The 23,472-nt window shown below is 69.3% G+C and carries 17 protein-coding genes; 11 read left to right on the forward strand and 6 right to left on the reverse strand.

Going from position 1 to position 23,472, the window contains the following annotated elements; translation table 11 throughout:
- Positions 1-233: 233 nt before the first annotated feature.
- Entirely contained in the window at positions 234-527 is a 294-nt protein-coding gene (locus tag E1166_RS32120) for a hypothetical protein (protein WP_243710417.1), read from the reverse strand.
- Between the two features lie 52 nt (positions 528-579).
- On the opposite strand from E1166_RS32120, the gene E1166_RS18275 reads away from it, so the two are divergent.
- The 6 genes from E1166_RS18275 to E1166_RS18300 all read left to right on the forward strand — a co-directional run bounded on the left by E1166_RS18275 (position 580) and on the right by E1166_RS18300 (position 11,476).
- Positions 580-3,084: a transglycosylase domain-containing protein gene (locus E1166_RS18275; protein WP_243710418.1), complete on the forward strand. Its 2,505-nt coding sequence runs from the start codon at positions 580-582 to the stop codon at positions 3,082-3,084.
- Positions 3,085-3,278: 194 nt separating this feature from the next.
- On the forward strand, positions 3,279-3,809 hold the full coding sequence (locus E1166_RS18280) for a DUF2690 domain-containing protein (protein WP_132340433.1): 531 nt from the start codon (positions 3,279-3,281) through the stop codon (positions 3,807-3,809).
- A gap of 282 nt (positions 3,810-4,091) precedes the next feature.
- Positions 4,092-5,597: a glycosyltransferase 87 family protein gene (locus tag E1166_RS18285; protein WP_132340435.1), complete on the forward strand. Its 1,506-nt coding sequence runs from the start codon at positions 4,092-4,094 to the stop codon at positions 5,595-5,597.
- 197 nt (positions 5,598-5,794) lie between these two features.
- Positions 5,795-6,325 (forward strand): DUF2690 domain-containing protein, encoded by a 531-nt coding sequence (locus E1166_RS18290; RefSeq protein WP_207914323.1) that lies wholly within the window; start codon positions 5,795-5,797, stop codon positions 6,323-6,325.
- 773 nt (positions 6,326-7,098) lie between these two features.
- On the forward strand, positions 7,099-10,872 hold the full coding sequence (locus tag E1166_RS18295) for an SGNH/GDSL hydrolase family protein (protein ID WP_165944370.1): 3,774 nt from the start codon (positions 7,099-7,101) through the stop codon (positions 10,870-10,872).
- A gap of 82 nt (positions 10,873-10,954) precedes the next feature.
- Complete coding sequence (locus tag E1166_RS18300; RefSeq protein WP_132340439.1) at positions 10,955-11,476, forward strand: hypothetical protein; 522 nt, start codon at positions 10,955-10,957, stop codon at positions 11,474-11,476.
- 5 nt (positions 11,477-11,481) lie between these two features.
- Here E1166_RS18300 and E1166_RS18305 read toward each other — a convergent pair whose 3' ends face one another.
- The 3 genes from E1166_RS18305 to E1166_RS18315 form a co-directional block, all read right to left on the reverse strand.
- On the reverse strand, positions 11,482-12,198 hold the full coding sequence (locus E1166_RS18305) for an AfsR/SARP family transcriptional regulator (protein ID WP_243710419.1): 717 nt from the start codon (positions 12,196-12,198) through the stop codon (positions 11,482-11,484).
- A gap of 399 nt (positions 12,199-12,597) precedes the next feature.
- Positions 12,598-14,778, reverse strand: coding sequence for a hypothetical protein (locus tag E1166_RS18310; protein WP_132340441.1), 2,181 nt, complete (start codon positions 14,776-14,778; stop codon positions 12,598-12,600).
- Positions 14,779-14,782: 4 nt separating this feature from the next.
- Positions 14,783-15,565 (reverse strand): deoxyribonuclease IV, encoded by a 783-nt coding sequence (locus E1166_RS18315; protein ID WP_132340443.1) that lies wholly within the window; start codon positions 15,563-15,565, stop codon positions 14,783-14,785.
- Positions 15,566-16,091: 526 nt separating this feature from the next.
- Here E1166_RS18315 and rpsF point away from each other — a divergent pair.
- The 4 genes from rpsF (at position 16,092) to rplI (ending at position 17,729) form a co-directional block, all read left to right on the forward strand.
- Positions 16,092-16,382, forward strand: coding sequence for a 30S ribosomal protein S6 (gene rpsF, locus E1166_RS18320; protein WP_120328341.1), 291 nt, complete (start codon positions 16,092-16,094; stop codon positions 16,380-16,382).
- Between the two features lie 77 nt (positions 16,383-16,459).
- Positions 16,460-16,987 (forward strand): single-stranded DNA-binding protein, encoded by a 528-nt coding sequence (locus E1166_RS18325; RefSeq protein WP_207914324.1) that lies wholly within the window; start codon positions 16,460-16,462, stop codon positions 16,985-16,987.
- Positions 16,988-17,028: 41 nt separating this feature from the next.
- The gene (gene rpsR, locus E1166_RS18330; protein ID WP_007073789.1) at positions 17,029-17,268 is read left to right on the forward strand and encodes a 30S ribosomal protein S18; all 240 of its coding nucleotides are present in this window, start codon (positions 17,029-17,031) and stop codon (positions 17,266-17,268) included.
- Positions 17,269-17,282: 14 nt separating this feature from the next.
- Positions 17,283-17,729 (forward strand): 50S ribosomal protein L9, encoded by a 447-nt coding sequence (rplI, locus tag E1166_RS18335; RefSeq protein WP_132340445.1) that lies wholly within the window; start codon positions 17,283-17,285, stop codon positions 17,727-17,729.
- A gap of 169 nt (positions 17,730-17,898) precedes the next feature.
- Here the strand turns inward: rplI and E1166_RS18340 are convergent, their stop codons facing one another.
- Positions 17,899-19,617 (reverse strand): hypothetical protein, encoded by a 1,719-nt coding sequence (locus E1166_RS18340; RefSeq protein ID WP_132340447.1) that lies wholly within the window; start codon positions 19,615-19,617, stop codon positions 17,899-17,901.
- A gap of 391 nt (positions 19,618-20,008) precedes the next feature.
- Here E1166_RS18340 and dnaB point away from each other — a divergent pair, with 391 nt between their 5' ends.
- Complete coding sequence (gene dnaB, locus E1166_RS18345) at positions 20,009-22,378, forward strand: replicative DNA helicase (protein ID WP_207914326.1); 2,370 nt, start codon at positions 20,009-20,011, stop codon at positions 22,376-22,378.
- A 135-nt stretch (positions 22,379-22,513) separates the two neighbouring features.
- Here dnaB and E1166_RS18350 read toward each other — a convergent pair whose 3' ends face one another.
- On the reverse strand, positions 22,514-23,188 hold the full coding sequence (locus tag E1166_RS18350; RefSeq protein WP_132340449.1) for a maleylpyruvate isomerase N-terminal domain-containing protein: 675 nt from the start codon (positions 23,186-23,188) through the stop codon (positions 22,514-22,516).
- Positions 23,189-23,472: the final 284 nt, after the last annotated feature.

Here is a 23,472-nt window from a genome sequence, read left to right on the forward strand (position 1 = left end):
GGCCGAGGAGGGGGCGGAGCAGGGCGCGGCGGGCGGTCTGACCGCCCCGGGCCCCGGCTCGGTGTCTGGGCGAAGGCGAGAGGCGCAACGGTGATCCTGGCTCGACCGGTCCATCCCAATGCCGTCCACGACGGCACGCCGGACGGATCGCTCGATAGCCCGATTAGCCCCATTGGTGCGGATATTACGGTGCTCCCCCGGCCCTCCCGGGGCGCGGCACCACGTGTGTCAACTCACGGCAACCCGGTGGTGGCGCCCCCGCGCCCCACCGCGACCGGCAGGGTGTGAGGAATGAACTCGTACGGCGATCCCAGTTCCCCGCGTGCGCGGGCCCAGGTGCCGGGTTCGAACGGCAGCTCCGGCGCGGCCTCCTCGGGACGTGCCTCGGTCGGCTCGGGCGGCGGCACACCCGCCGGCCGGGCGTCGGCCCCGGTGCCGCCGCGCCAACCCGGTGCCGCCGGCGCGGGCCGCGCCTCGGTGCCGGTCTCTCCGGCTCCGGGCGGTCGCGCCGGGTCGGGTCGGGCCACGGTGCCGGTCTCTCCGGCTCCGGGCGGTCGCGCCGGCGCGGGCCGTGCCTCGGTGCCGGTCTCTCCGGCCCCCGGCCGGGCGAGCGTCGGTTCCGCCGCGGTCGGCGGTCGGGCCAGTGTCGGCTCGGCGTCGGTCGGTGGTCGCGCGGGCGTCGCGTCGATCTCGGCCGGTGACCCGGGCGGTCCCGACGGGCCGGGGCGTGGCGGGCGTGGCACCGGTAATCCGGATGCGGTCGCACGGTCGAAGAAGCGCCGGCGGCTCAACATGCTCATCGCCTCGTTCGCGGTCTTCATCATGCTCGCCGGTATCGGCGTGATCGGCTTCACGTACTACTCCACGAACGTGGTGCTGCCCAACCAGATCCCGCTGCCACTGTCCACGACGGTCTACACCAGCAATGGGAAGAACATCGTGGCCAAACTCGGCAACGAGAATCGAACCTTCGTCACCATCGATCAGATTCCCCCGCATGTGCGTGACGCGGTCGCTGCAGCGGAGGACCGGAACTTCTACCGGCACTCGGGCGTCGACTACAAGGGCATCGCCCGCGCCGCCTGGAACAACCTGACGGGCGGCGACAAGCAGGGCGCCTCGACCATCACCCAGCAGTACGCCCGCAACGCCTACGAGAGCCTGAAGGACGACACCTACGCCCGCAAGGTGCAGGAGGCTATCGTCGCCTCCAAGCTGAATGACCAGTTCAGCAAGGAAGAGATCATGGAGAACTACCTCAACGTGATCTACTTCGGGCGCGGTGCCTACGGGATCGAGGCGGCGGCACAAACCTACTTCCGCAAGCCCGCCAGCAAGCTGACCGTGGCCGAAGGTGCCGTACTCGCAGCCTTGATCAAGCAGCCGGAGCCGAGTGCCACCCACAACAGCTACGACCCGGCGATCAATCCGTCCGAGGCAAAGTCGCGATGGAGCTACGTGATCGACGGCATGAAGAAGGAAGGCTGGGTGGACGCCGCAGGGAAGCCACCGGCTCCGACCGAGTACCCGAAGGTGCTGCCGCCGCTCAAGAGCGGCAACGGTTTCGGTGTGAAGAGCCCGCGGGGCAACGTCATCAACTACGTGCGACAGGAGATGGAGCAGTGGGGGCTGTGCTCCGACTCAGGTGCGCCCGGGAAGCGTAGCTGCGCGGACGAGTTGCGGGTGGGCGGCTACAAGATCACGACCACCATCGACAACAAGATGCAGAGCGACCTGGAGAAGGCCGCGCGGCCGGATCTGAAGGGCTCGGTGCTCTACGGCCAGCCGAAGAACCTCATGGCCGCGGTCGTTGCCGTACACCCGAAGACCGGTCGGGTGCTCGCCTACTACGGTGGCGACAGCGGTGCCGACTTCGACTACGCCGGCAAGAACATCGACCAGAACGGAGAGCTGGTCGGCGGGCATCCCCCGGGCTCGTCGTTCAAGGTCTATACGCTGGCCGCCGCGATCGAGGCCGGCATATCGGTCAACTCCCGCTGGGACGCCACGCCCTTCAAGCCGGAAGGCTACGACAGCCCGATCCAGAACGCAGGGCGCGACGTCCGGCGGACCTGCAACAAGTCCTGCACCCTGGATGAGTCGACCGTCCGGTCGTACAACGTGCCGTTCTTCCATGTGGCGGAGAAGATCGGCCCGGCCAAGGTCGTCAGCATGGCCCGGCAGGCAGGAATCTCCACCATGTGGACGGTCGAGAAGCCCAAGCCGTACGACCTGGTCAAGGAGAAGCCGGAGGACCTGGCACCGAGCAAGTTCGACAACCCGGTCAGCTACGGTCAGTACCCGATCACCGTGCTCGACCACGCGAACGGTCTCGCGACGCTCGCCAACCACGGCGTCTACAACAAGGCTCACTTCGTCCTCAAGGTCGAGCGACAGGACAAGGCGACCGGCACGTGGAAGATCGTGGCCGGGACGGGTGAGAAGCTGAAGGGTCAGCAGCGCATCCGAAAGGAGGTCGCCGACGAGGTGACCGCGGTGCTGAAGAAGATCCCGGGAAACAACGACGCCAGCCTGGGGGATGGCCGGGACGCAGCCGGAAAGACCGGTACCTGGGAGCACAACGGCACCCCGCGTAACGCGCACGCCTGGATGGTCGGCTATGACGAGAATCTGGCGACAGCGGTGTGGATCGGTAGCCGCGACCAGAAGAAGCCCGTGATTCTCGACAAGAGCGGGAAGGACATCGGCGGCAGCAGCTTCCCAGCCAAGCTGTGGAAGCGGTTCATGGACGACGCGCTGGCGGGCAAGCCCCGATCCGACCTGCCGAACATCACCGGTATCGGTGACGAGCAGGCCGGCAACGGAGAGGCCCCGCCGCCACCGCCACCGCCGCCGCCAGGGCAGTCGAACTGCGACCCGGCCGACCTGCTCTGCCAGTTGACCGGCGGCAACAACGGCGGTCAGAACAACGGCGGTCAGAACAACGGTGGTCAGAACAACGGTGGTCAGAACAACGGTGGTCAGAACAACGGTGGTGACAACGACGACGGCGAGAACGACGGCCGTGGCGGGGGCACCGGCGGCCTGCTACCACCGCCGACCACACCCCGCGTCCGCGAGTAGGCGGCACCTCCGGTGACGGCGGCCGGACCCCGAGGGGTCCGGCCGCCGTCGCGCTTCCGCACCCGGGGCCGATATCCGCGGTCCTTGAGATTCGCGCTGCGGCAAAAGGGCTGAAGCTGCACAAACAGCAGAACGGTCCCATGAGCGACTAGTGGGTAGGTGCCAGTGGGGCGTGACGTGGTGATGGAACGACGATGACGACGGTCCCTATGCTCTACGCACCGATGAAGGCGACGATTGGAGCGGGAAAGATGGCAAGGAAGACCGTCAGCAGGCTGCGGAGGGCCATGGCGACATCAGCATTCCTTCTCACCGCACTGCTGGCCGCTCCCGGGTTAGCGTCGGCGGCACCGACGACGGACCCGGATACCTGCCGCAACGGAGGCGGGTCCGGTTACCTGTCCTGCAACGGCAAGGACCCGGTAAAGATGGGCTGCTCCGGCTCCACTGTGGCTGATGGTGTGGCGAAGAATGGCGTTTACATTGAGCTGCGGTATTCAAGTTCGTGTCAGGCTTATTGGACGCGATACACGAATGACCCCGGTAGCGCCGGAGAGGCACGGATCAAGAGCACTACCGGCTCGCTGATCTATCGCAAGAACCTTGCGGCTTACAAGGGCGAGACCGGATGGACGCCGATGATGGCGGCGAACCAGCGCCCGGAGGGCTGCCTTTTCTTCTACTATGCTCCGTTCAGCGAGTATATGGAGTACTGCCCACGGTAGCCGCTTGCGGCGGCGGTGATAATGGCTTACACCCGACGGGGTGAAGATGGTCAGTGGTAGACCAGGGCCTTCCCGCCCGAGCCGACGACCAGCCGCTGATCCCACCCACTAGCCTTACTCACCAGGAAGGTGCACCCGATTCTGCTGTGGACGAGGACTCGACACCCACATCCTTCAGGCCAGGTGCACCTTTCTATCACTGACCTCGATCAGTCAAATCCCCTCTGAACAGGGGAGGCTGAGGGTGCCCAGCGGCGGGGCCTGTGGTGCAGGATGCACATCATGAGCATGAAGTCGACGGCCGGCATCGTCGAGGCCGGGAGCAGCGACCACCCGTCCCGCTCGGACGGTTTCGTCCGCGGCCTCTCCGAAGCGATCGGCGGCCCCCTCGGCGACCACGCCGTCGCCCTGGACCGGCCTGCCAACCGGGAACGGCGTTTCTGGACGGCTGCCCGGATCGTCCTGGCGCTGGCCTGCCTGACCCTGGCACTGCACTGGGTGCAGAAGTCGCCCTGCCAGGACGGCGCCTGGCAGAACAACGTGCAGTACACCCGGTTCTGCTACACCGACGTGCTCGCCCTCTACTACGCCGAAGGGCTCAACGAGGGCAAGGTCCCCTACCGGGACCACCCCGTCGAGTACCCGGTGCTCACCGGCTACTTCATGGGTGCGCTCGGCCTGCCGGTGCACGCCCTCGGCGTCGACGACCCCCAGCTCAACCAGGGCCAGTGGTTCTACAACCTGAACGCGCTGACGCTCGGCGCGTTGGCGGTGGCGACGGTCGCGATGATCCTTGCCCTGCGCCGCCGGCGACCCTGGGATGCCGCGCTTTTCGCCCTGGCGCCTGCGCTGCTGCTCACCGCCACGGTCAACTGGGACTTCCTCGCCATCGGGCTGGCCGCCTTCGGGCTGGCCGCCTGGGCCAGACGCCGCCCGGCGCTGGCCGGTGTGCTGCTCGGCCTGGCCGGGGCGGCCAAGATGTGGCCCCTGTTCGTGCTCGGCCCGATTCTGGTGCTCGCCCTGCGCGCCGGCAGGCTGCGCGCCGCGCTGACCGCCATCGGCACCGCCCTGGTGGCGCTCGTCGCGGTCAACCTGCCGGCCGCCATTCCGTACCGGGAGAACTGGGACCGCTTCTTCGAGCTGAACACCGAACGGCCCATCGACTGGGGGACGCTCTGGTACATCGGGCGGTACCTGGACGGCAAGGTGAACAGCGGCGCGCCCGGCGACCAGGGGCCGTTCCAGTGGTTGAACGCCAACATCCCGACCCTGAACTACCTGTCGTACGCCCTGTTCGGGCTGGCCTGCCTCGGCGTGGCCGCGCTGGCCCTGCGGGCGCCGCGCCGGCCGCGGCTGGCCCAGCTCGCCTTCCTGGTGGTCGCCGCGTTCCTGATCTTCAGCAAGGTGTGGTCGCAGCAGTTCGTGCTCTGGCTGCTGCCGCTGGTCGTGCTGGCCCGCCCCCGCTGGGGGGCCTTCCTCGCCTGGCAGCTCGCCGAGGTCGGCTACTTCGTCGCGTTCTACGGTGAGCTGCTCGGCGCGGCCACCAGCCGGCCGGTTTTCCCCGAGGGGGTGTTCGTGCTCGCCGCGACGCTGCGCCTCGGCACGGTCGTGCTGCTCTGCGTGCTGGTCGTCCAGGACATCCTGCACCCGGAGCGGGATGCGGTCCGCCGCACGTACGCCGACGACCCGGACGGCGGCGTCCTCGACGGGGCCCCCGACGCGCCCTGGCTCACCGACCGCCGTACCCGCAATCGATGGGGCGATGGCGATGGCACCCGCGATAGGTGAAACAGCCAGTCACCACCGCCGTGACCAGCAGCTACCCGACAACGCAATAGCCCTGGGATCGAGGCTGAGCCGGCCGCCGGACCCGCCAATTCGGTTGTGGGCAGCCGAGATGGGCGGACGGTGGCTGGTGAATGAATTCCTGATGGTGGCGTCTCCGATCCTTCTCGGCGTACGACAAGAGTCGAAGGGAATGCCTCATGTTGGCAAAGCGAATCATCCACCTCGGTGCTGTGCTGGCGATCTGCCTGACGGGCGTTGTCGCTCCGCAAACGGCGTCGGCTGCTCCAAGCGCGGCGGCGGAGTCGCCGACCACGGTGACTGCCGAGAAGCCGGACCTGCGGAACGCCACATTTATGTCGGCTGCCCAACTGGCGGCATCCGGCTGCGGATCGACGTGTGACGGGAAGAACCCCACCACCCACAAGATCTATCACAGTGGATGCTCGACCTGTTACCACTACTGTGCAGACGACGCGCAAACCGTCGCGCGGAACGCCGAGGCCAACCTGGATCTGCGCTACAGCCCTCGTTGCCGGACCGCCTGGGCCCGTGTCGGGTCGGACTTCTACTACCCGACGATTCGTAGCTACTACCAGGACGGTCGGGTGCGGACGTCGTACAGCGGCTTCGCGGGTGCCTACTACACGCAGATGGTCAACGACGCAGGTCTGCTTGCGCGCGCGGAGGCGAGTGCTGGCCCCGGCACCTGGTGGACCGACAAGTACTGAGAGCGAACCGCAGTACGGACGTGGGTCGCCCCGCCCCACCGACAGCGGGGTCTCGTCCTCCGTGCAGGGACCAGTTGGCAGGTATGCGGCGATACATCCGCTTTGCGCGGCGCAACGCTGCCTGTCGGTCTCGCCACCGACGCGGCACAACAGAGCCAGGCAGTCTCGGCCCGCCACCGATCGAGGTTTGCGCTGTGGTGCTCGGCCACTGCGCGATCTTCGGTTGTTTGACAAGGCATTGATGAGCCACGGCGCTGCGGCCGTCCATTGAAATGGTCCGACTTGCCCGCGAGGGATGCTGTGCGTAGATGAGACGGTCATCGCGTCGATCCTTAAACGCGATGGCCGTCCTCATCGACCGGTCGGACTACCTGGCGGATGAACCGATGTCACGTTCGGCCTGACGGCTGGTGCCGGAGCGGCGGCGATGGCGTCAAGGTGTGGCGACGATGGCCCGCGCCGACAGACTGGCGCCGACCCCGGTGGCGGCACCCAAACCCCAGCCCGCGCCCGGGTGGACCCAGGGAGGCGCGGTTGTGAGAGTTTCCAGAGCACGGGGAGCCGTGGTGTGCGTGGCTGCCCTGCTGACCGTTGGCACGGCGGCCGGTCCGGCCGGCGCCGCGCCGGACCCCGGAGGCGACCCCGGCAATGGTGCCGCACCGACAACCGGATCGGACACCGGGGCCACAGCGGTGCGACGAACCCGGACGGACACTGTCGATCCCAGCCGGCGCGACACCCTGTTGGCGAAGAACTGGCGATCGTCGAAGGATGTGGCTTGGACCACCTTCGGTGACGCGGAGGGCTTCCACGTGCTTGCGGCCGACGCCCGTGCCGGTTACACGTGGCGGACGGTGACCAGCCTGGCCGAGCCGGGCTTCGACGTCGACCAGTGGATCGGCAACGCCTGCCTGACCGGTTCCGGCAGGCGGCTGGTGGTGGTCTACGCGCCGCGTACGTTTACCAATGACGCGGACCTGTTCGACCGGGGCGGGTTCACCGCAGTGGTCGACCTGGGCACCGGCGCGGTTCGCAAGCTGCCGGTGCAGAGTTCGCTGGCGTACTTCAACCCGGGCTGCGGCACTGGTGAAACCGCCGTGGTGACGCAGTTCGGCGGCAAGCTGGTAGACGCTCCGTCGGCGACCCGGGTGGAGAGCCGACTGCGCACCGTGGATGCGGCCGCCGGCACCGTGTCGGCACCGGTGAAGCTGGCCACCGAGGTCACCTCAGCGGTGCCGGTCGGTGGCGCTGTGGTCGCCGCAGCGAATGGCGCGTTGGTCGATGTCGCGGCGAACGGCAAGACGCGGCGGATCGCCACCGCCTCCGGAGTGCCGTTCCGGCTGATCCCGAATGGCGACGACGGCTTGGTCTTCCTGGATCTGGCGGAGCAACGGGTACGTGTCAAACGGACCCAATCGCGCGCCGGTGCCACCGTACGCACGCTGGCCGAGGGGGCGGAGGGCGAATTGAGTGTCGCCCGCGGTGCCGGCGGTCGGGTCTTCCTCACCGGCCGGCCGGACCGGGTCGGCGCGCTGCCGGCGGGGGTCCGCGCGGTCGACGCCCCGCAGAACAGCGAGATCTCCTCACTGGGGCAGCTCGCGCTGACTCGGGTCGCTGGCCCGGGCAGCGGCGACCCGCGCGCGGCAACCCGGACGCCGGGGGTGCCGGATCGGGTCCGGATCAGCGCCACGGCGCTCGGTACCGGCGGTGACGTCGCGTTCGAGGTGCGGCCGGAAGCGAGCGGTCCGGCCGCTAGAAGCGGCCGGGCCGCGCACCCGAGGCTCGGCACACCGGCCGGAAAGCGATCGCGCACCGGTGCCCGAGTAGCCGCCGGCTCGCCGACCGACCCGGTGGAGAGCGAACGGTACTGCTCAGTCCCCCGCAACGACCCCCGCAACCAGGCGTTGCAGCCGAAGCCTCGGCAGGTCGAATGGGCGGTGAACCAGGCGATCACCAACTCGCTGCACGTAACCCGGGAGGCGAACTGGAAGAACCTGGGGATGCCCGCGTACACCCCGCAGGGTCTGTTCCCGCGCCGGGATCTGCTCGGCGGCGGTCGGGTGCCCGCGCAGATCATGCTCGGCATCATTGCCCAGGAGTCGAACATGTGGCAGGCGTCGCGGTACGCCCTGCCGGGGGTCACTGCCAACCCTTTGATCGGGAACTTCTACGGCCTCGACATCTACAACTCCAGTCCGGCCGACGACTGGGACATCCGCTGGGAGGAGGCGGACTGCGGATACGGCGTGTCGCAGGTGACCGACGGGATGCGGCTGGCCGGGCGGGAGAAGCCGGGCGAGCGGGCGCTGCCGTACCAGACCCAGCGGGCGGTGGCCCTGGACTTCGCCACCAACGTCGCGGCCGGGCTGCAGATTCTGCAGGACAAGTGGAACCAGACACGGGCCGCGGGGCTCAGCGTCAACAACGGCGACCCGGCGTACATGGAGAACTGGTTCTTCGCCGTCTGGGCGTACAACTCGGGGTTCTATGCCGACAAGCGCGACGGGTCGCCGTGGGGCGTGGGTTGGCTGAACAATCCGATCAATCCCCGGTACGACCCGGTGCGCAAGCCATTCTTGGAGGAGAGTTACGCCGACGCGCGGACGCCGCAGAAGTGGCCCTACCCGGAAAAAATCATGGGTTGGGCCGGGCACCCGGTGGAGATCAGCGAGTCGCCGACGACGCTGGTTGCCGGCTACCGGGCCGCCTGGTGGTCCACCGTGGGCTCACGGGCCGCGGTGAAGCCGCCGAGGACGCTCTTCTGCGACACCACGAACAGTTGCGACCCTACCGGCAGTTACAAGCCGACCGCTCCGGACGTAATCGGCGAGCCGGCGGGGCCGTGCGCGCACCGCGACGCCGGCGGCTACTACGACCTGCGTTGTTGGTACAACCGGCCAGTGGCCTGGAAGGGCGGTCCGGGTATGGCCTGTGACTGTGGCAACGAGGTGCTGCGCTTCGATCCGGGGTACGCCTATCAGGAGGACGGGACGAGCTTCCCGCCCCGGTGCGACCTGTCCGGGCTGCCCGCTGGTGCCCGGGTCATCGACAACCTGCCGGATGGGGTCCCGGCCGTGCGCTCTGGCTGCGGTCGACCCTGGACCAACGCTGGCAGTTTCGGACTTCGGTTTGCCAGCGACTCCATCGGCGACTACCCCTCGAAGGTGGACTTCCATCAGCTTGGTGGCGGGTTCGGCGGGCACTTCTACATGGGCTACACCCGAAAGGAGGGCGATCAGAACGGCGAGATGAAGGTCACCGGCACCTGGACGATCAATCCCACGAACGCGTGGACACGGGTCCTGGTGCATATCCCAGACCACGCCGCGTACACCCGGCAGGCCGATTACAAGATCTACCTGCCCGGCCAGACCGTCTCGACCCGGCACCGCTCGGTACCCACCCGGTGGCAGGCGCACAAATGGCTCGACCTGGGGGTCTTCGACTTCCGGGGCAGCGGCACCCCGAAGGTGGAGCTTTCCACGGTCTCGCAGGACGGCACCGGCGTCCACAAGATCGTTTGGGACGCGATTGCGGTGCAGCCGTTGTCGGCCAAGCCTCGGCACTTCGTGGTCGGCATGGGGGACTCGTTCTCCTCCGGCGAGGGGGCGGGGGAGTACACCCGCGTCTCCGACCAGTACGGCGACGAGCCCGGCTTCAAGAACTCCTGTCGGCGTAACGCCGACGGCTGGGCACGGCAGATCGTGCTGGCGGGGGCGCCGGGCGGTCGGTCGCTGGGCAGCCTCTCCGACAGCCTGGACGCCAACGTGGACTTCCACCACATCGCCTGCGCCGGTGCGCAGACACACCACGTGATGGCGACCAAGACGGCAGGGGGGCAGCCCGCACCGGCCAACGCTATGGGCCAGGTCCCCCGGGACACCAGCAACGGGGAACTGACCCAGATCGACCAGGGCTTCCTGGACGAGAACACTACGTTGGTGATGCTCACCATCGGCGGCAACGACGCCGGCTGGAGTGACGTGTTCGAAGCGTGCGCGCTGAAAAGCTGCATGGAACCGGGCTTCACACTGCCCGGTGACAGCCAGCCGATGAAGGTGGCGGTCCCGGCCAGGTTCCGCGACAAGATCAAGCTGGATGTCCGACGGGTGGTCACCGAGATCCGACAACGGGCACCGAATGCGTGGATAATCCTGGCCGGCTACCCGCAGATCTTCAAGTCGGGCGCTACGTATGGCCTCAATCCTTGTTGTGGGGTGGACATTTTGATCAGTGCCGAGGAGGTCGACTGGCTTAACGACATGGCCCGGGTGGCCACCACCGAACTGCTTTACACGGATATTACCAACAAGATCAACAGCGTCGACGTGCGGGCCGACTTCGCCGGCCACGAACTCGGTACACCCGAGAACTGGCTCAACGGCTACATACTGGGCGATGCGTTCGACATCATCGACGATGATGACGGGGAACCGAACGACTCGTACTTCGGCGCCGGTTCCTTCCACCCGAACGCCAGCGGCTTCCGGGCGTACGGTGGGGCGGTCTCCGATCGGCTCTCCGCGCTCGGCTACCGCTGGAGCTGATCGCCGCCTGTCTCTACCGCACCACCCCGGCGTCTCCGCCGAACGCGGCGGGGACGCCGGGGCCGTCCGGAAGGAGGACACCATGTCCGAGGCGTCGTCGGGACCGCCCGATCCGCTGCCCCCGTCGGCGGCTGCGTGGGGTTCGTCGCGCGCCAGGTGCGGGCGGCCCGAGTTCTCGGCTTGGGATGTCGGGATTCCGGCGTTGCTCGGCGCGGTACTCGGTGCCCTGGTCGGCGTGGTGTGGCGGGCGCTTTACGAGCCGGGCCGGTCGGCCGAAGACACCATTGGTCTGCTTATCGTCGCCTTGACGGTCGGGCCGCCGGTGCTGGTGGTGGTGAGCTGGGTCGTGCTGGCGCTGACCGGTCCGGCCTGGACGGCGCCCACGGTGACCATCGCGGGCCTGGCCGCCGGGAGCTTCGCCGTGGCCCTGTACCTGACGGTCACCGACACATCGGGGGCACCGCCGGTCGCGCTCTGCGCGCTGGCCTGGGGAGCCAGCTATGCTGCCGTCGCGGTGGCCTGCCTGCCCCGGGTGTCCTGGTTGGTCCGGGGCGCCATGGTCGCCCTGCTGGTCACCCCGGCAATCCTGCTCTTCGCCCTCTGAAGAGATCACGTGTGCAAGATCGATGATCTTGTGAAGATGGTGTTCATGGGCTTGTTTCCGCCTCTACCGCCAGCCATTCGCCCTCGATGAGTGTGGCTGGACTCCCCTTTCGCCGGAAGCTCAGCCCTGTCCTGCGGACCTTCAGTGTGAGGTTTTCGGGATCCCTGGCCAGGGATATCGTTGATCAGAGCCTGCACCGCGTCGGATAGGTCGGCGAGCGCGACCTGGATCGCTTTCAGTGTTGCCAGGCTGGTCCGTTCTCCGGGCTCAGAAGCCCGTTTCGGTCCGCACAACTGCGTCTCCAGTCGGAGCAGGGCGGGACCCAGCCCGAGCCCCAGTTCCCGGTCCAACCGGTCCCGGAGTCGTCGGAGCACCTCGAGTGCGTCGGCTGTCCGGGAGGCGTGATGCAGAGCCTGGGCCAGGCAGGCGTGCAGGAACTCGTTGTACGGATATGCCTCTGTCCACAGACTAAGGTCAGGGATCAGTTCTGCGTAACGGCCCTGCGTAAATTCCCAATCTGTCAGTTGCTCCAAGGCTCGCACCCGTACCTCTTCCAGCCGGGCTGTCTGGCCGGCGAGGTGGTCAGAATCGACATCCTCCAGAGCCCCACCGCGCCAGAGCTTCAGTGCCTTCCGGAGGCGCAAGCTCGCCCCCGCATGGTCGCCGTCCTGCGCGGCCTGTGTCGCCGCCTCATACTCGACACGGAAAAGACCTTCGTCCACCAACTCCTCGCTAACCTCTAGGAGATAGTGGGACCCCCGCCGTTGCACAGTATGCCTGTGTCCATTGGAAATTAATCGAGAATTGAGGGAGCCGATGCAATTCTGCACCTGTTGACGGGCTGTGGCCGGTGGTTTGGCTGGCCAAACGATGTCGATCAGTCGGTCCGTTGATACGGCGGCCGGCCCGCCGACCAGCAGTGCGGCCAAAAGCTTTCGGTGGCGCGGACTGGAGAGCGGGACAAAGGAAGCCCCGCTCCGGATTGTCAATGGTCCGAGTAGCCTGAACGCAACCATTGTTACCCCCCGTGATGATCCAATCACCGACTATGTCAGTCGGAGTGCGCGAAGTCAAGGGGTTCGATATTGCAATGAGGTCAGGTGATGTGACGGTGTAAAAAATCACAAACGGTAGACGACCGCGTCGCCGACCTCTTCACGGGTGATGCCGAGCCGGTCGACCGGGGCGTCCACGGTGGTCTCCCACGGCGTACCGACGATCTGGTCGCGCAGCAACACCACGTTGCGGACGCCGAGGGTGCGCAGGTACCGCACGCTGGTGTCGTCGGGGAAGGCGGCCGTCACCCGGCGTACGTCGTCGAGTTGCGTCGGGGTGAAGCCGCTGCCGCCGTTGACCACGTCCTGGAACCGGCTGGTTGTCCAGAGCATCACCGGCTGGTCCAGGTTCTGGCTGCTCGGCAGCACCAGCATCGGGCCGTCCACGGTGCGCATCGCCGCCGGCTGTTCGGGCACCACCGGGTGCGGCGTGACGTTCAAACCCTCCACCGCGACCAGCAGCACCGGCAGCACGGCGACCACCCGCAGCCAGGGCGTGGGTCGGGCGGGGACGCCCGCGGCGGCGACCTCCCGGATCCGCTCGGCGAACGCGCTGACCGCGCCCGCCGCGAGCAGGCCGAGCAGCAGGGTGGTCCAGAGCATCAACCGGCCGGGGGTACGCAGCCCGTTCCAGCCGGGCAGGTGGTCGAAGAGCAGCGCGTAGGTATAGGTGCCGCCGAAGAACCTCGTACCCATCGACAGCACCATGCCGACCAGTACGCCGGCGAGCAGCAGCAGCCGGTGCCGTAGCCGCCAGACCGAGAAGAACAGCCCTCCCAGAGCCAGCGCGTACAGCACGAAGCCCGGCAGCAGGGTCATCTCCGGGGGCCAGGACAGCATTTGGCGTGCCCCCTCGTGCAGCCCGCCCCAGACTCTCGACTCCGCCGGGGCGGTGAGGAACCCCATCGCCGGCGGGGAGTAGATGTCGATCTCACCGAGGGTCCGCTCGGCGTTCGGGTGCAGCTCGGCGACCTTGAAGTACGGGATCGCCAGCAGCAGGCCCACCCCGGCGAAGAGCAGTCCACCGAGCAGGTCCGCGACGAACAGCCGCCGCCCGAACGGGTGCCGTACCGGCCGCACGACCCACCGCCGCAGCGTCCAGGTCAGCGCCGCGACCAGTACGATCCCGGCGAGGACGTACGCGAACACCAGGCCGATGCCGAAGCCCAGGCTGAGCTGCCAGGCGGCGACCACCCACCCGGCGTACGCCCAACCGGTGTGCCGCCGCTGTGGGCGGTACCCGTGGCGTAGCGACCAGCCGTGCCCCCGGGCCAGCATGGCCAGCGCCAGCGGGATACCGCCGTTGGAGACAATGTGCAGGTGGCCCGCCTGGGCGAGCAGCCACGGGGCGTAGGCGTAGCTGACCCCGGCCACCGCGGCGCCGGCCCGGCCCGCGCCGAGCTGCCGGGCCAGCACGTACGCCCCGAACGTGGCGAGCGCGTGGGCCAGCACGAACATGATGTTGTAGCGGAGCAGCGCCGCCTCCGGCCCGGTGCCGATCATGCCGGCCGGGGCGTAGCCGAGCAGCATGTCGGAGAAGGCGAAGCTCCAGCTCTCCGGGAAGAACGTGTTCGAGTGGAACAGCCGGCTCGGCTCGGTCCGCAGGGCGTGCCCGGACCAGGCCATCTGCCATGCCTGCAGGCTCGGGTCCCAGTAGTCCTGGGGCAGCGTGTAGCGCGGGTACCGCAGCGCCGGCCAGGTCATCCCGACGGCGAGGGCCGACGAGGCGAGGGCGGCCAGCAGCCACTCGTGCACCAGCAGGCGCCCCACCGCGCGTACCGCCCGAGCGGGGCGGCCCGGCACCGGCTCGGCGGCGGGGGCGAACGCCGACCAGCGATCCGCCGGTTCGGCGTCCCGCTGTTCGCTCGCGGTCGCCTTCCCGGCGGGCTCGGTCTTCCCGGCGGGCTCGGTCTTCCCCGTACGCCCTGCGCCCGGATCGACGGTAGCCGCGCTGGTCGTCGCGGTGCCACCGATCGTCGCGGCGCCACCGGTCGTCGCGGCGCCACCGGTCGTCGCGGCGCCACCGGTCGTCGCGGCGCCACCGGTCGTCGGTGCGCCGCCGGTCGTCGGTGCGCCGCCGGTCGTCGGTGCGCCGCCGGTGGCGGTGTCCGTCGTCGGTGCGTGCGGGGCGGTGCCCGGACCGTCCGGGGCGGTGCTCGAACGATCCGGGGTCGTGGCGCTGTCCGGGCCGGGGGTCGGATCGGACCGGTCGGTCGGCTGCCCGCTGTCGCTGGTGTCGGTGGCCACCGGTTCAAACCCCCGTGCCGAGTCGGTCGTGAAGGAAGGCGATGTCCGCCGCCTGCCCCGACACCCCGCCGGGGGTTTCCACGATCACCGGTGCTCCGGCCGCCCGGATGACCGCCACCACCAGCTCCGGGTCGATGGTGCCGCCGGTTAGGTTGTCGTGGCGGTCCTGTCCGGAGTTGAAGCCGCCCTTGGAGTTGTTGGCGTGCACCAGGTCGATCCGTCCGGTGATTGCCTTGACCCGGTCGACCAGGTCGAGCAGTTCCTCGCCGCCGGCGTGGGCGTGACAGGTGTCCAGACAGAAGCCGACCTCGTGGTCGCCGAGAACGTCCCAGAGCCGGGCCAACGCGTCGAGCCGCCGGGCGCAGGCGTTCTCGCCGCCGGCGGTGTTCTCGATCAGGACGGGCACCGGAAACCCACCCGACTCCGCTGCGTAGGCGAAGGTCTTGCGCCAGTTGTCGAAGCCCTTGGCGAGGTCGTCCCCGGCGTTGACGTGCCCGCCGTGCACGATCAGGCCCTTAGCGCCGATCTCGGCCGCCGCGTTGGCGTGGCCGAGCAGGAGTTTGCGGCTCGGAATCCGGATCCGGTTGTTCAGCGTGGCCACGTTGATCACGTACGGGGCGTGGACGTAGAGGTCGACCTCGGCGGCACGTAGCCGGTCGGCGTCCTCCCGGGCCTTCGGGGCCTTCCAGCCCTGGGGGTCGGCGAGGAAGAACTGCACCGCCTCCGCGGAGCGGGCGGCCGCCTCCGCCAGCGGGTCGGCCTGGTCGACATGGGCTCCGATACGCATGCAGGGGAGCCTACGTCGCAGCACCGACTCCCGGCGTGACGGTCGTGCGGCGTCGCGGCGGGGGCGTCACCGACCAGCCGGGCGGTCGTTGAGCGGAGTGGGATCGACGGTGGACTTTCCGGTCGACGGTGTACGGGCAGCAGGGATGAATAGCGGCAATTCCGCCATATCGGCACGAGAGCCGTTGTATCGTCGGACAACAACAGGAAAAGCTCCGCGGGGCGTTCTCGATCCAACCTCATCGGTGTGGTCGTTCCTCCCCAGGTCCCACCCAAGGAATGCGGACGGGACGCCCCGCGGCCCCCGTGGACAGGGGCCCGCCGCCGGCTCACCGGAGCCGGAGCGGGCCCCTGTCGCCACGCCCGTCCGGCCGGTCCAGCCTGCCCGGTCATGATCGTCCGGGCCGGGTATCCTGGTCCGGTTGTCCGCGTCCGGCCGGGTTCCCCCGGCCCGGGAGTGGGCCACGACGCAGACCTCCTGCCACGGAAGGACCGTGGCCGCCAAGCCCACAGGAGGTGAGTACGTCTTGCGTCATTACGAAGTCATGGTGATCCTCGACCCCAGTCTCGAGGAGCGCACCGTCGCCCCGTCGCTCGACACGTACCTGAACGTGATCCGGACCGCGGGTGGCTCGGTGGAGAAGACGGACGTGTGGGGCCGCCGGCGCCTCGCGTACGAGATCAACAAGAAGGCCGAAGGCATCTACGCCGTCATCGACCTCCAGGCGACGCCGGAGGCGGTGGCCGAGCTGGACCGCCAGCTGCGGCTCAACGAGTCCGTGCTGCGCACCAAGGTCATCCGGCCGGAGATGCGCTAAGCATTCAACCCGTTCGCCCGGATCAGCCTCACCGGTGCTGTCGGAGGGCTCTGAGAGCCTGTACGGCAGAACGATGAGTGCGCGAGGAGATGGTCATGGCAGGAGACACCACCATCACGGTCATCGGCAACCTGACCGATGACCCCGAGTTGCGGTTCACCCCCTCTGGGGCTGCGGTCGCCAAGTTCCGGGTCGCCTCGACGCCCCGGTTCATGGACAAGGCGTCCGGCGAGTGGAAGGACGGCGAGCCGTTGTTCCTCGCGTGCACGGTCTGGCGTCAGGCCGCCGAGCACGTCGCCGAGTCGCTGCAGCGCGGCGCCCGTGTGATCGTGTCGGGCCGGCTGCGTCAGCGGTCCTACGAGACCCGCGAGGGTGAGAAGCGCACCGTCATCGAGCTCGAGGTCGACGAGATCGGCCCGTCGCTGCGCTACGCCACGGCGAAGGTGCAGAAGATGTCGCGCTCCGGTGGCGGTGGCGGCGGCTTCGGTGGTGGCGGTGGCCAGGGTGGCGGCGGAGGCAACTTCGACGACCCCTGGGCTTCGGCTGCCCCCGCCCCCTCCCGCGGTGGTTCGGGCGGAAACTTCGACGAGGAGCCTCCGTTCTAATGGCGCCGAGCGCCCGCGATCGCAAACCAGGAGCAAGAGCAATGGCCAAGGCTGCGGCACTTCGCAAGCCGAAGAAGAAGGTGAACCCGCTCGACAAGGACGGGATCACCTACATCGACTACAAGGACACCGCGCTGCTGCGTAAGTTCATCTCCGACCGCGGCAAGATCCGCGCTCGGAGGGTGACTGGCGTCACCTCGCAGCAGCAGCGGCAGATCGCCCGTGCGGTCAAGAACGCCCGTGAGATGGCGCTCCTGCCGTACACCGCGACGGCTCGCTGAGAGGAGGCGCCGAAATGAAGATCATCCTGACCCAGGAAGTTTCCGGTCTCGGTGCCCCCGGCGACATCGTCGAGGTCAAGGACGGCTACGGCCGGAACTACCTGCTTCCGCAGGGCTTCGCGATCCTCTGGACCAAGGGCGCGGAGAAGCAGGTCACCGTGATCAAGCGGGCCCGTTCGGCCCGTGAGATCCGCGACCTCGGTCACGCCACCGAGGTCAAGGGCCAGCTCGAGGGCCTCAAGGTGAGCCTGAAGGCCCGCGCCGGCGACGGTGGCCGGCTCTTCGGCTCGGTCACCCCGACCGAGATCGTCGACGCCGTCAAGGCGGCCGGTGGTCCGGCCCTGGACCGCCGTCGGCTGGAGCTGCCCGGTCACATCAAGTCGATCGGCTCCTACCCGGTGCGGATCAAGCTGCACCCCGAGGTGACCGCCAAGTTCGACCTCAACGTCGTTCAGGGCTGACAACCCGACCGTACGACGGCAGGGCCCGCACCGGATTTCCGGTGCGGGCCCTGCCGCATTCTCGACCACCGGCCCTGCCAAAGGCCACCGGACACTCGTCGCATCCGCCGCCCAGCAGCGGCAGCCTCCCAAGACAGCAGCGCCGTCCGGTACGCCCCGGCGGCTCGACTCAGCCGATCGGCTGACCGGTGATCGCGCTGATCATCACGGTCGACAGGCCACCGCCGACCACCGCCGACGCCAGCGCCACCGTCGCCGGCCGCCAGGTCGTCCCGACCCTACGCAGCAGCCCGGCGATCAGCAGGCTGCTCATGAACGCCAACCCGTACCGCGGGGCTCCCGACATCAGGGAGGTGAGCGCCTGCGTCCGAGGTGAATCGCAACCGCCGCCGCTGATGTCGGTGACACATCCGGCCGGGACCTGACCGCTCAGGGTGAGCACCCACAGGAAGGCCAACATCGCCGGCACCACGTAGCACGCGGCCGTGAAGACCAGCGGACGCAACGGGCCACCCGGATCCGGGTCGAGCAGGTCGTCCTCCAGCCGGCGGTTCCACGCCCCGCCGCCGACCGACTCGATCCGGTCCCGCCAGGACGGTGGGGCCACCGGCGCCGCCCGACGGCGCGGCGTCACCCGAGCCTGCGGCGCGGTGTACGTCACCGCCGGCGAACGCGGTGCCGACGCCGGCGGATCCACCCACCTCGGATCGTCCTCGGCGAGCCGGGTGCCCGACCAGAACGTCTCCGGCTGCGCCGACCAGGGGAAGCCCTCGCCCGTCGTCGGCTGCACCGATCGCGGCGCGTCAACACGTTCGCCGTCGTCCTCGTCCCAGCCCGGGGCGTCCGCCCCGCGCGACCGCCGCCCGGCACCGGTCCGATCCCACGGTGCCGTGTCGGTGAACCGGTCCCACTGTGCGGTGCTGTCCTCCCAACCCGCCGCGCCCGGCCGGTCCCAGCGATTCTCCCCGGAACGCTGCCAGGTGTGTACGCCCGACGCGTCCCATGGATCCACCGCCGGCCGGTACTCCGGTTCCGGCTCGGCGTCCGGTTCCGTCCGACGCCACGAACCGGTGCCGGACTCCGCCCGACTCCAGGAGCCCGTGGTGGGTTCGGCCTGGCTCCAGGAGCCCGTGGTGGGTTCGGCCTGGCTCCACGGGTCGGTCGCCGGCTCCTCCCGGCCCCAGGGGTCGCTGGTGAGTTCGGCCCGACTCCACGTGTCGCTGGTCGGTTTCGCTCGTCGCCAGGAGTCGGCCGACCGCGACGGGGACTCGCCGGAGGCACGCCGGCTGCGCCGGGTAGGCCGCTCCGGTTCCCGGTCGTCCGCGTCCGGCCCACCCTCGGACTCATCCACCCCGGACCAGATCACCTGCGGACGGCGGGAGGGTGACCGGCGGGGACGGGCTGTCGGGGACGCCCCGGACACGGGGGCGTCCTCCACGTCGTCCTGAGCGCGGCGGCTGCCCACGTACCCCTGCTCCTGCTGTGGACGGTCGAACGTCCACTCCCGGGTGTGGTCGTCCAGCTCGGCCGCCGCGCCGATCGCCCGCAACTCTCCCCAGGCCCGCTCGCCGCGCCGACCCGCCGCCCGCCGACCCGGCCGGGAGGCCGACCGATTGTCGTCACCATCGTCATCGTCGTCCGGGGCGGCGTGCCGGCCCCGGCCGTCGGCGTGGGCGATCCCCGACTCCACCGCCCACCGTGGCAGGTAGGGGTCGGACGGCTCATCCTGGCCACGTTCGATCGCCCGCCGTCGACTGGGCGTACGGCGGCGGTCCGCGCGGGTGGGGTACGGGGCGGCCGGCACCGGCTCACCGGGGTCGTCCCACGCAGTGATCGACTGACGTTCGCGCGGGCTGCCCTCCCCGCGCTCCCAGTCCCGGTAACTCACGGCCGGAGCGTGACCCTTCTCAACCGAAAGTGCAATCCGCTGTCCAGGTGTAGCCGTTTGCAGGAGATAGTACGGGACGAACCACGCCGGGGCCTTGACGGAAAATACTCGTCCACAGGGTGGGGATTGCGTATCGGCAGGTCAGACCGCTTTTGAGCCGAATTCCCCATTGGTTTTCCACAGGCTGTGCACAGGCCGTGCACATGCTTGTGCGCCCGCGTCCACAGGTTGTCCCGAGGCTCGTCCACCGGTGCTGTTGGAGGCCTGACCTCGGGTTCCGTATCGTGGGGCACCGACCGGTCGCGCGATGCCCCCGATCGACCGGACCGGTCCGATCGGAAGTCGTCGTACCCGGCCTAGCTGGGACTCGACCTGCAGTGGAGGGGGATCCGTGTCGGTCACCGACGACATGCGGGCGGAGCCCCGGGCCGGCGGTCCGCCCCCCGCACCACGGGACGGGCACTTCGAGAAGACACCACCGCAGGACGTGGCCGCCGAGCAGTGCGTCCTCGGCGGCATGCTGCTCTCGAAGGACGCCATCGCCGACGTCGTCGAGATCCTGAAGACCAACGACTTCTACCGGCCGGTCCACGCGACCATCTTCGACACCATCCTGGACATCTACGGCCGGGGCGAGCCGGCCGACGCGATCACCGTCGCGGCGGCCCTGGCCGACTCCGGCGACCTCGCCCGGATCGGTGGCGCTCCTTACCTGCACACCTGCATGGCCGCCGTGCCGACGGCAGCGAACGCGGCGTACTACGCCCGGATCGTGAGCGAGCGGGCGGTGCTCCGTCGGCTGGTCGAGGCCGGCACCAAGATCGTGCAGCTGGGCTACGGCACCGCCAACGGCGGCAGCCGTGACGTCGACGACATCGTCGACCTCGCCCAGCAGGCCGTCTACGAGGTGACCGAGAAGCGCGTCAGCGAGGACTTCGCCGTGCTGGCCGACATGCTCCAACCCACGCTCGACGAGATCGAGGCGGTGGGCGCGCAGGGCGGCGTGATGACCGGGGTGCCCACCGGCTTCACCGACCTCGACCGGCTGCTCAACGGCCTGCACCCGGGGCAGCTGATCATCGTGGCCGGGCGTCCCGGTCTGGGTAAGGCGCTCGCCCTCGACACCCCGCTGCCCACGCCCGACGGCTGGACCACCATGGGCGAGGTGGCGGTGGGTGACCGGTTACTCGCCGCCGACGGCACGCCGACGACCGTCACCGCCGCCTTCGACATCAGGTACGACCGCCCCTGCTACGAGGTGGAGTTCTCCGACGGCAGCGTGATCGTGGCGGACGCCGAACACCTGTGGAAAACCACCACCCGGGCCGGCCGTCGTCGGCGTGGGCAACAGGTGCGCCACCACCGGCCGAGCTTCTCGCCAGCAGCAGTGCGTGCGGCTCAGCCGGTGGTGGGTGGCCATCCGCGACCGGTCACCCTGACCGCGCCCACCGGCCTGATCGGTCCCGCGCCCAGACACCTGCTGTACCCCGCGGGCCGGCACGACGACGTGGTCACCACCGCGGAGATCGCGGCGACGCTGCGCACCGGACCGGACGGTCGGCTCAACCACACGGTGCGCAACTGCGGCCCGCTGCAACTGCCGGAACGAGAGCTACCCGTCGAGCCGTACACCCTGGGTGTCCGGCTCGGCGACGGCAGTGCCGGCACCAGCGGGGACGGCTGCCTGGCTGGCGTGGCGGGAGGAGAGACGCACATCCCGCAGCAGTACCTCCGGGCGTCGGAGGCCCAGCGGCGTGCCCTGCTCGCCGGCCTGATGGACACCGCCGGGACGGTCGCCGCCACCGGACGCGTCCAGTACACCGCGCCGTCCAGGCGGCTGGCCGAGGGCGTCCGGGAGCTGATCGGGAGCCTCGGCTACCACTGCACGGTCACCGCGCAGCCGGTACGCGGGCGCCTCGACTCGTCGGCGACGTACACCCTGAGCTTCTACCCGCGGAGCACCTTCCGGTACGTGGTCGACGTGCGACCCGTGCCCAGCGTGCCGGTACGGTGTGTGACCGTCGACAACGAGGAGCACCTGTACCTCGCCGGCCGGTCGATGATCCCCACGCACAACAGCACGGCGAGCATGGACTTCGCGCGCAACGCCGCCATCCGTGCCAACCAGGCGGCAGCGATCTTCTCGCTGGAAATGAGCAAGGTCGAGATCGTCATGCGACTTCTCTCGGCCGAGGCCCGCGTCCCCCTGCACGTGCTGCGCAGCGGCCAGCTCTCCGACGACGACTGGACCAAGCTGGCCCGCTGCATGGGCGAGATCAGTGAGGCCCCACTCTTCGTCGACGACACGCCGAGCATGAACCTGATGGAGATCCGGGCCAAGGCGCGGCGGCTCAAGCAGAAGCACGACCTCAAGATGATCGTGGTCGACTACCTCCAGCTGATGACCTCGCCGAAGCGGACCGAGAGTCGTCAACAGGAGGTCGCGGACCTCTCCCGTGGCCTGAAGCTGCTGGCCAAGGAGGTCGAGTGCCCGGTCATCGCGGTGAGTCAGCTGAACCGTGGTCCGGAGCAGCGTACGGACAAGCGACCGCAGCTGTCCGATTTGCGTGAGTCAGGCTCCATTGAGCAGGATGCTGACGTGGTGATCCTGCTGCATCGCGACGACTACTACGACAAGGAGTCGCCCCGGGCCGGCGAGGCGGATTTCATCGTCGCCAAGCATCGGAACGGGCCGACGGACTCCATAACGGTGGCGGCTCAACTTCATCTCTCCCGCTTCGTGGACATGGCCGTCGTATGACGAGGGTCGGGCGCGGGTTGACTCTCGTGGAAAGGGAGGAAGTGATCGCCGCAACGGCACCGCCTCGCAAGGCGGAAGTCGCCGCGCGGACGATGGCCGACTGTGGTGGGGCGCGTCGCTCGAACGCGTCGCCGCTCAACCGAGCAGTGGGAACCAGCCGGCCGCCTCGCCCAGCTCCCACCGTTCCCGGTCGGTGAGCGGCACCCGGCCGGTCGCCTTGAGCAGATAGTCGCCGTCCGACCAGGCGGCGGGGCGGACGGCCTCGTCGCTGACCAAACCGTTCATGGTCGCCACCGCGACCGCGGTGGCGAGTGGGCCGGGCCGTGGCGCGTCGGGCAGGTCGACGACCAGGTCCAGGTGATGGACGGCGGCCTCGGTGGTCAGGGTGGCCAGGAGGTCCGGTACCCGCAGCACGTGCCCCTGGGTGGTGACGCAGCCGGCCGGGTCGGCGGCCACGGCGGCGCGGACGGCGGCAGGGGCGGTGTCGCACCAGAGCCGGACCACGCCGGTGGGTCGGTCGAACGCGGCGGCGAACCGGCGGGCCCACCAGGCGTGCCGGGCCTGGTCGCCGCCGGGCGGAAAGGACCGCCAGTAGCCGACGTCGTCCACGTCGGGCGGACCGTCGGCGGGGCTGGCCAGGGCGACCAGGGCGCGCTGGGCGTCGCTGAGCACGTGGCAGAGCAGGTCGGCGACGAGCCAGCCCCGGCAACGGGTGGGTCGTTGCAGGTCGGCGTCGTCCAACGGGGAGACCACGTCGGTGATCCCCTGGTACGCCTGGGTCAGCGCCTCGTGCCGCTCGGTCGCCGTCATGGGTGCAGCCTGCCACGGCCTGCCCCGTTCGGCAGGCGGGCCGGGGCGGCTGCCCAGCGGCGACCGGGGTGGGCGGTGCCGTGGGCCGGCGGCCCGGCCCACGGCGGGCGGCTCACCCGAACAGGTCGTCCAGGAAGCTCTTCTGCTTCTTGCGCTTGTAGTGCCCATGGTGACCGTGGTGCTGCTGGTGCCCGGTGTGGCCGTACGCGGGCTGCGGCGGGTAGCCGGGCGCGGGCGGCGGCGGGGCGTAGCCCGGGTGCTGCCCGGGCGGCGTGGCGTAGCCC

This window comes from Micromonospora sp. KC213 (assembly GCF_004348325.1).
In the GTDB taxonomy this organism is placed as follows: domain Bacteria; phylum Actinomycetota; class Actinomycetes; order Mycobacteriales; family Micromonosporaceae; genus Micromonospora.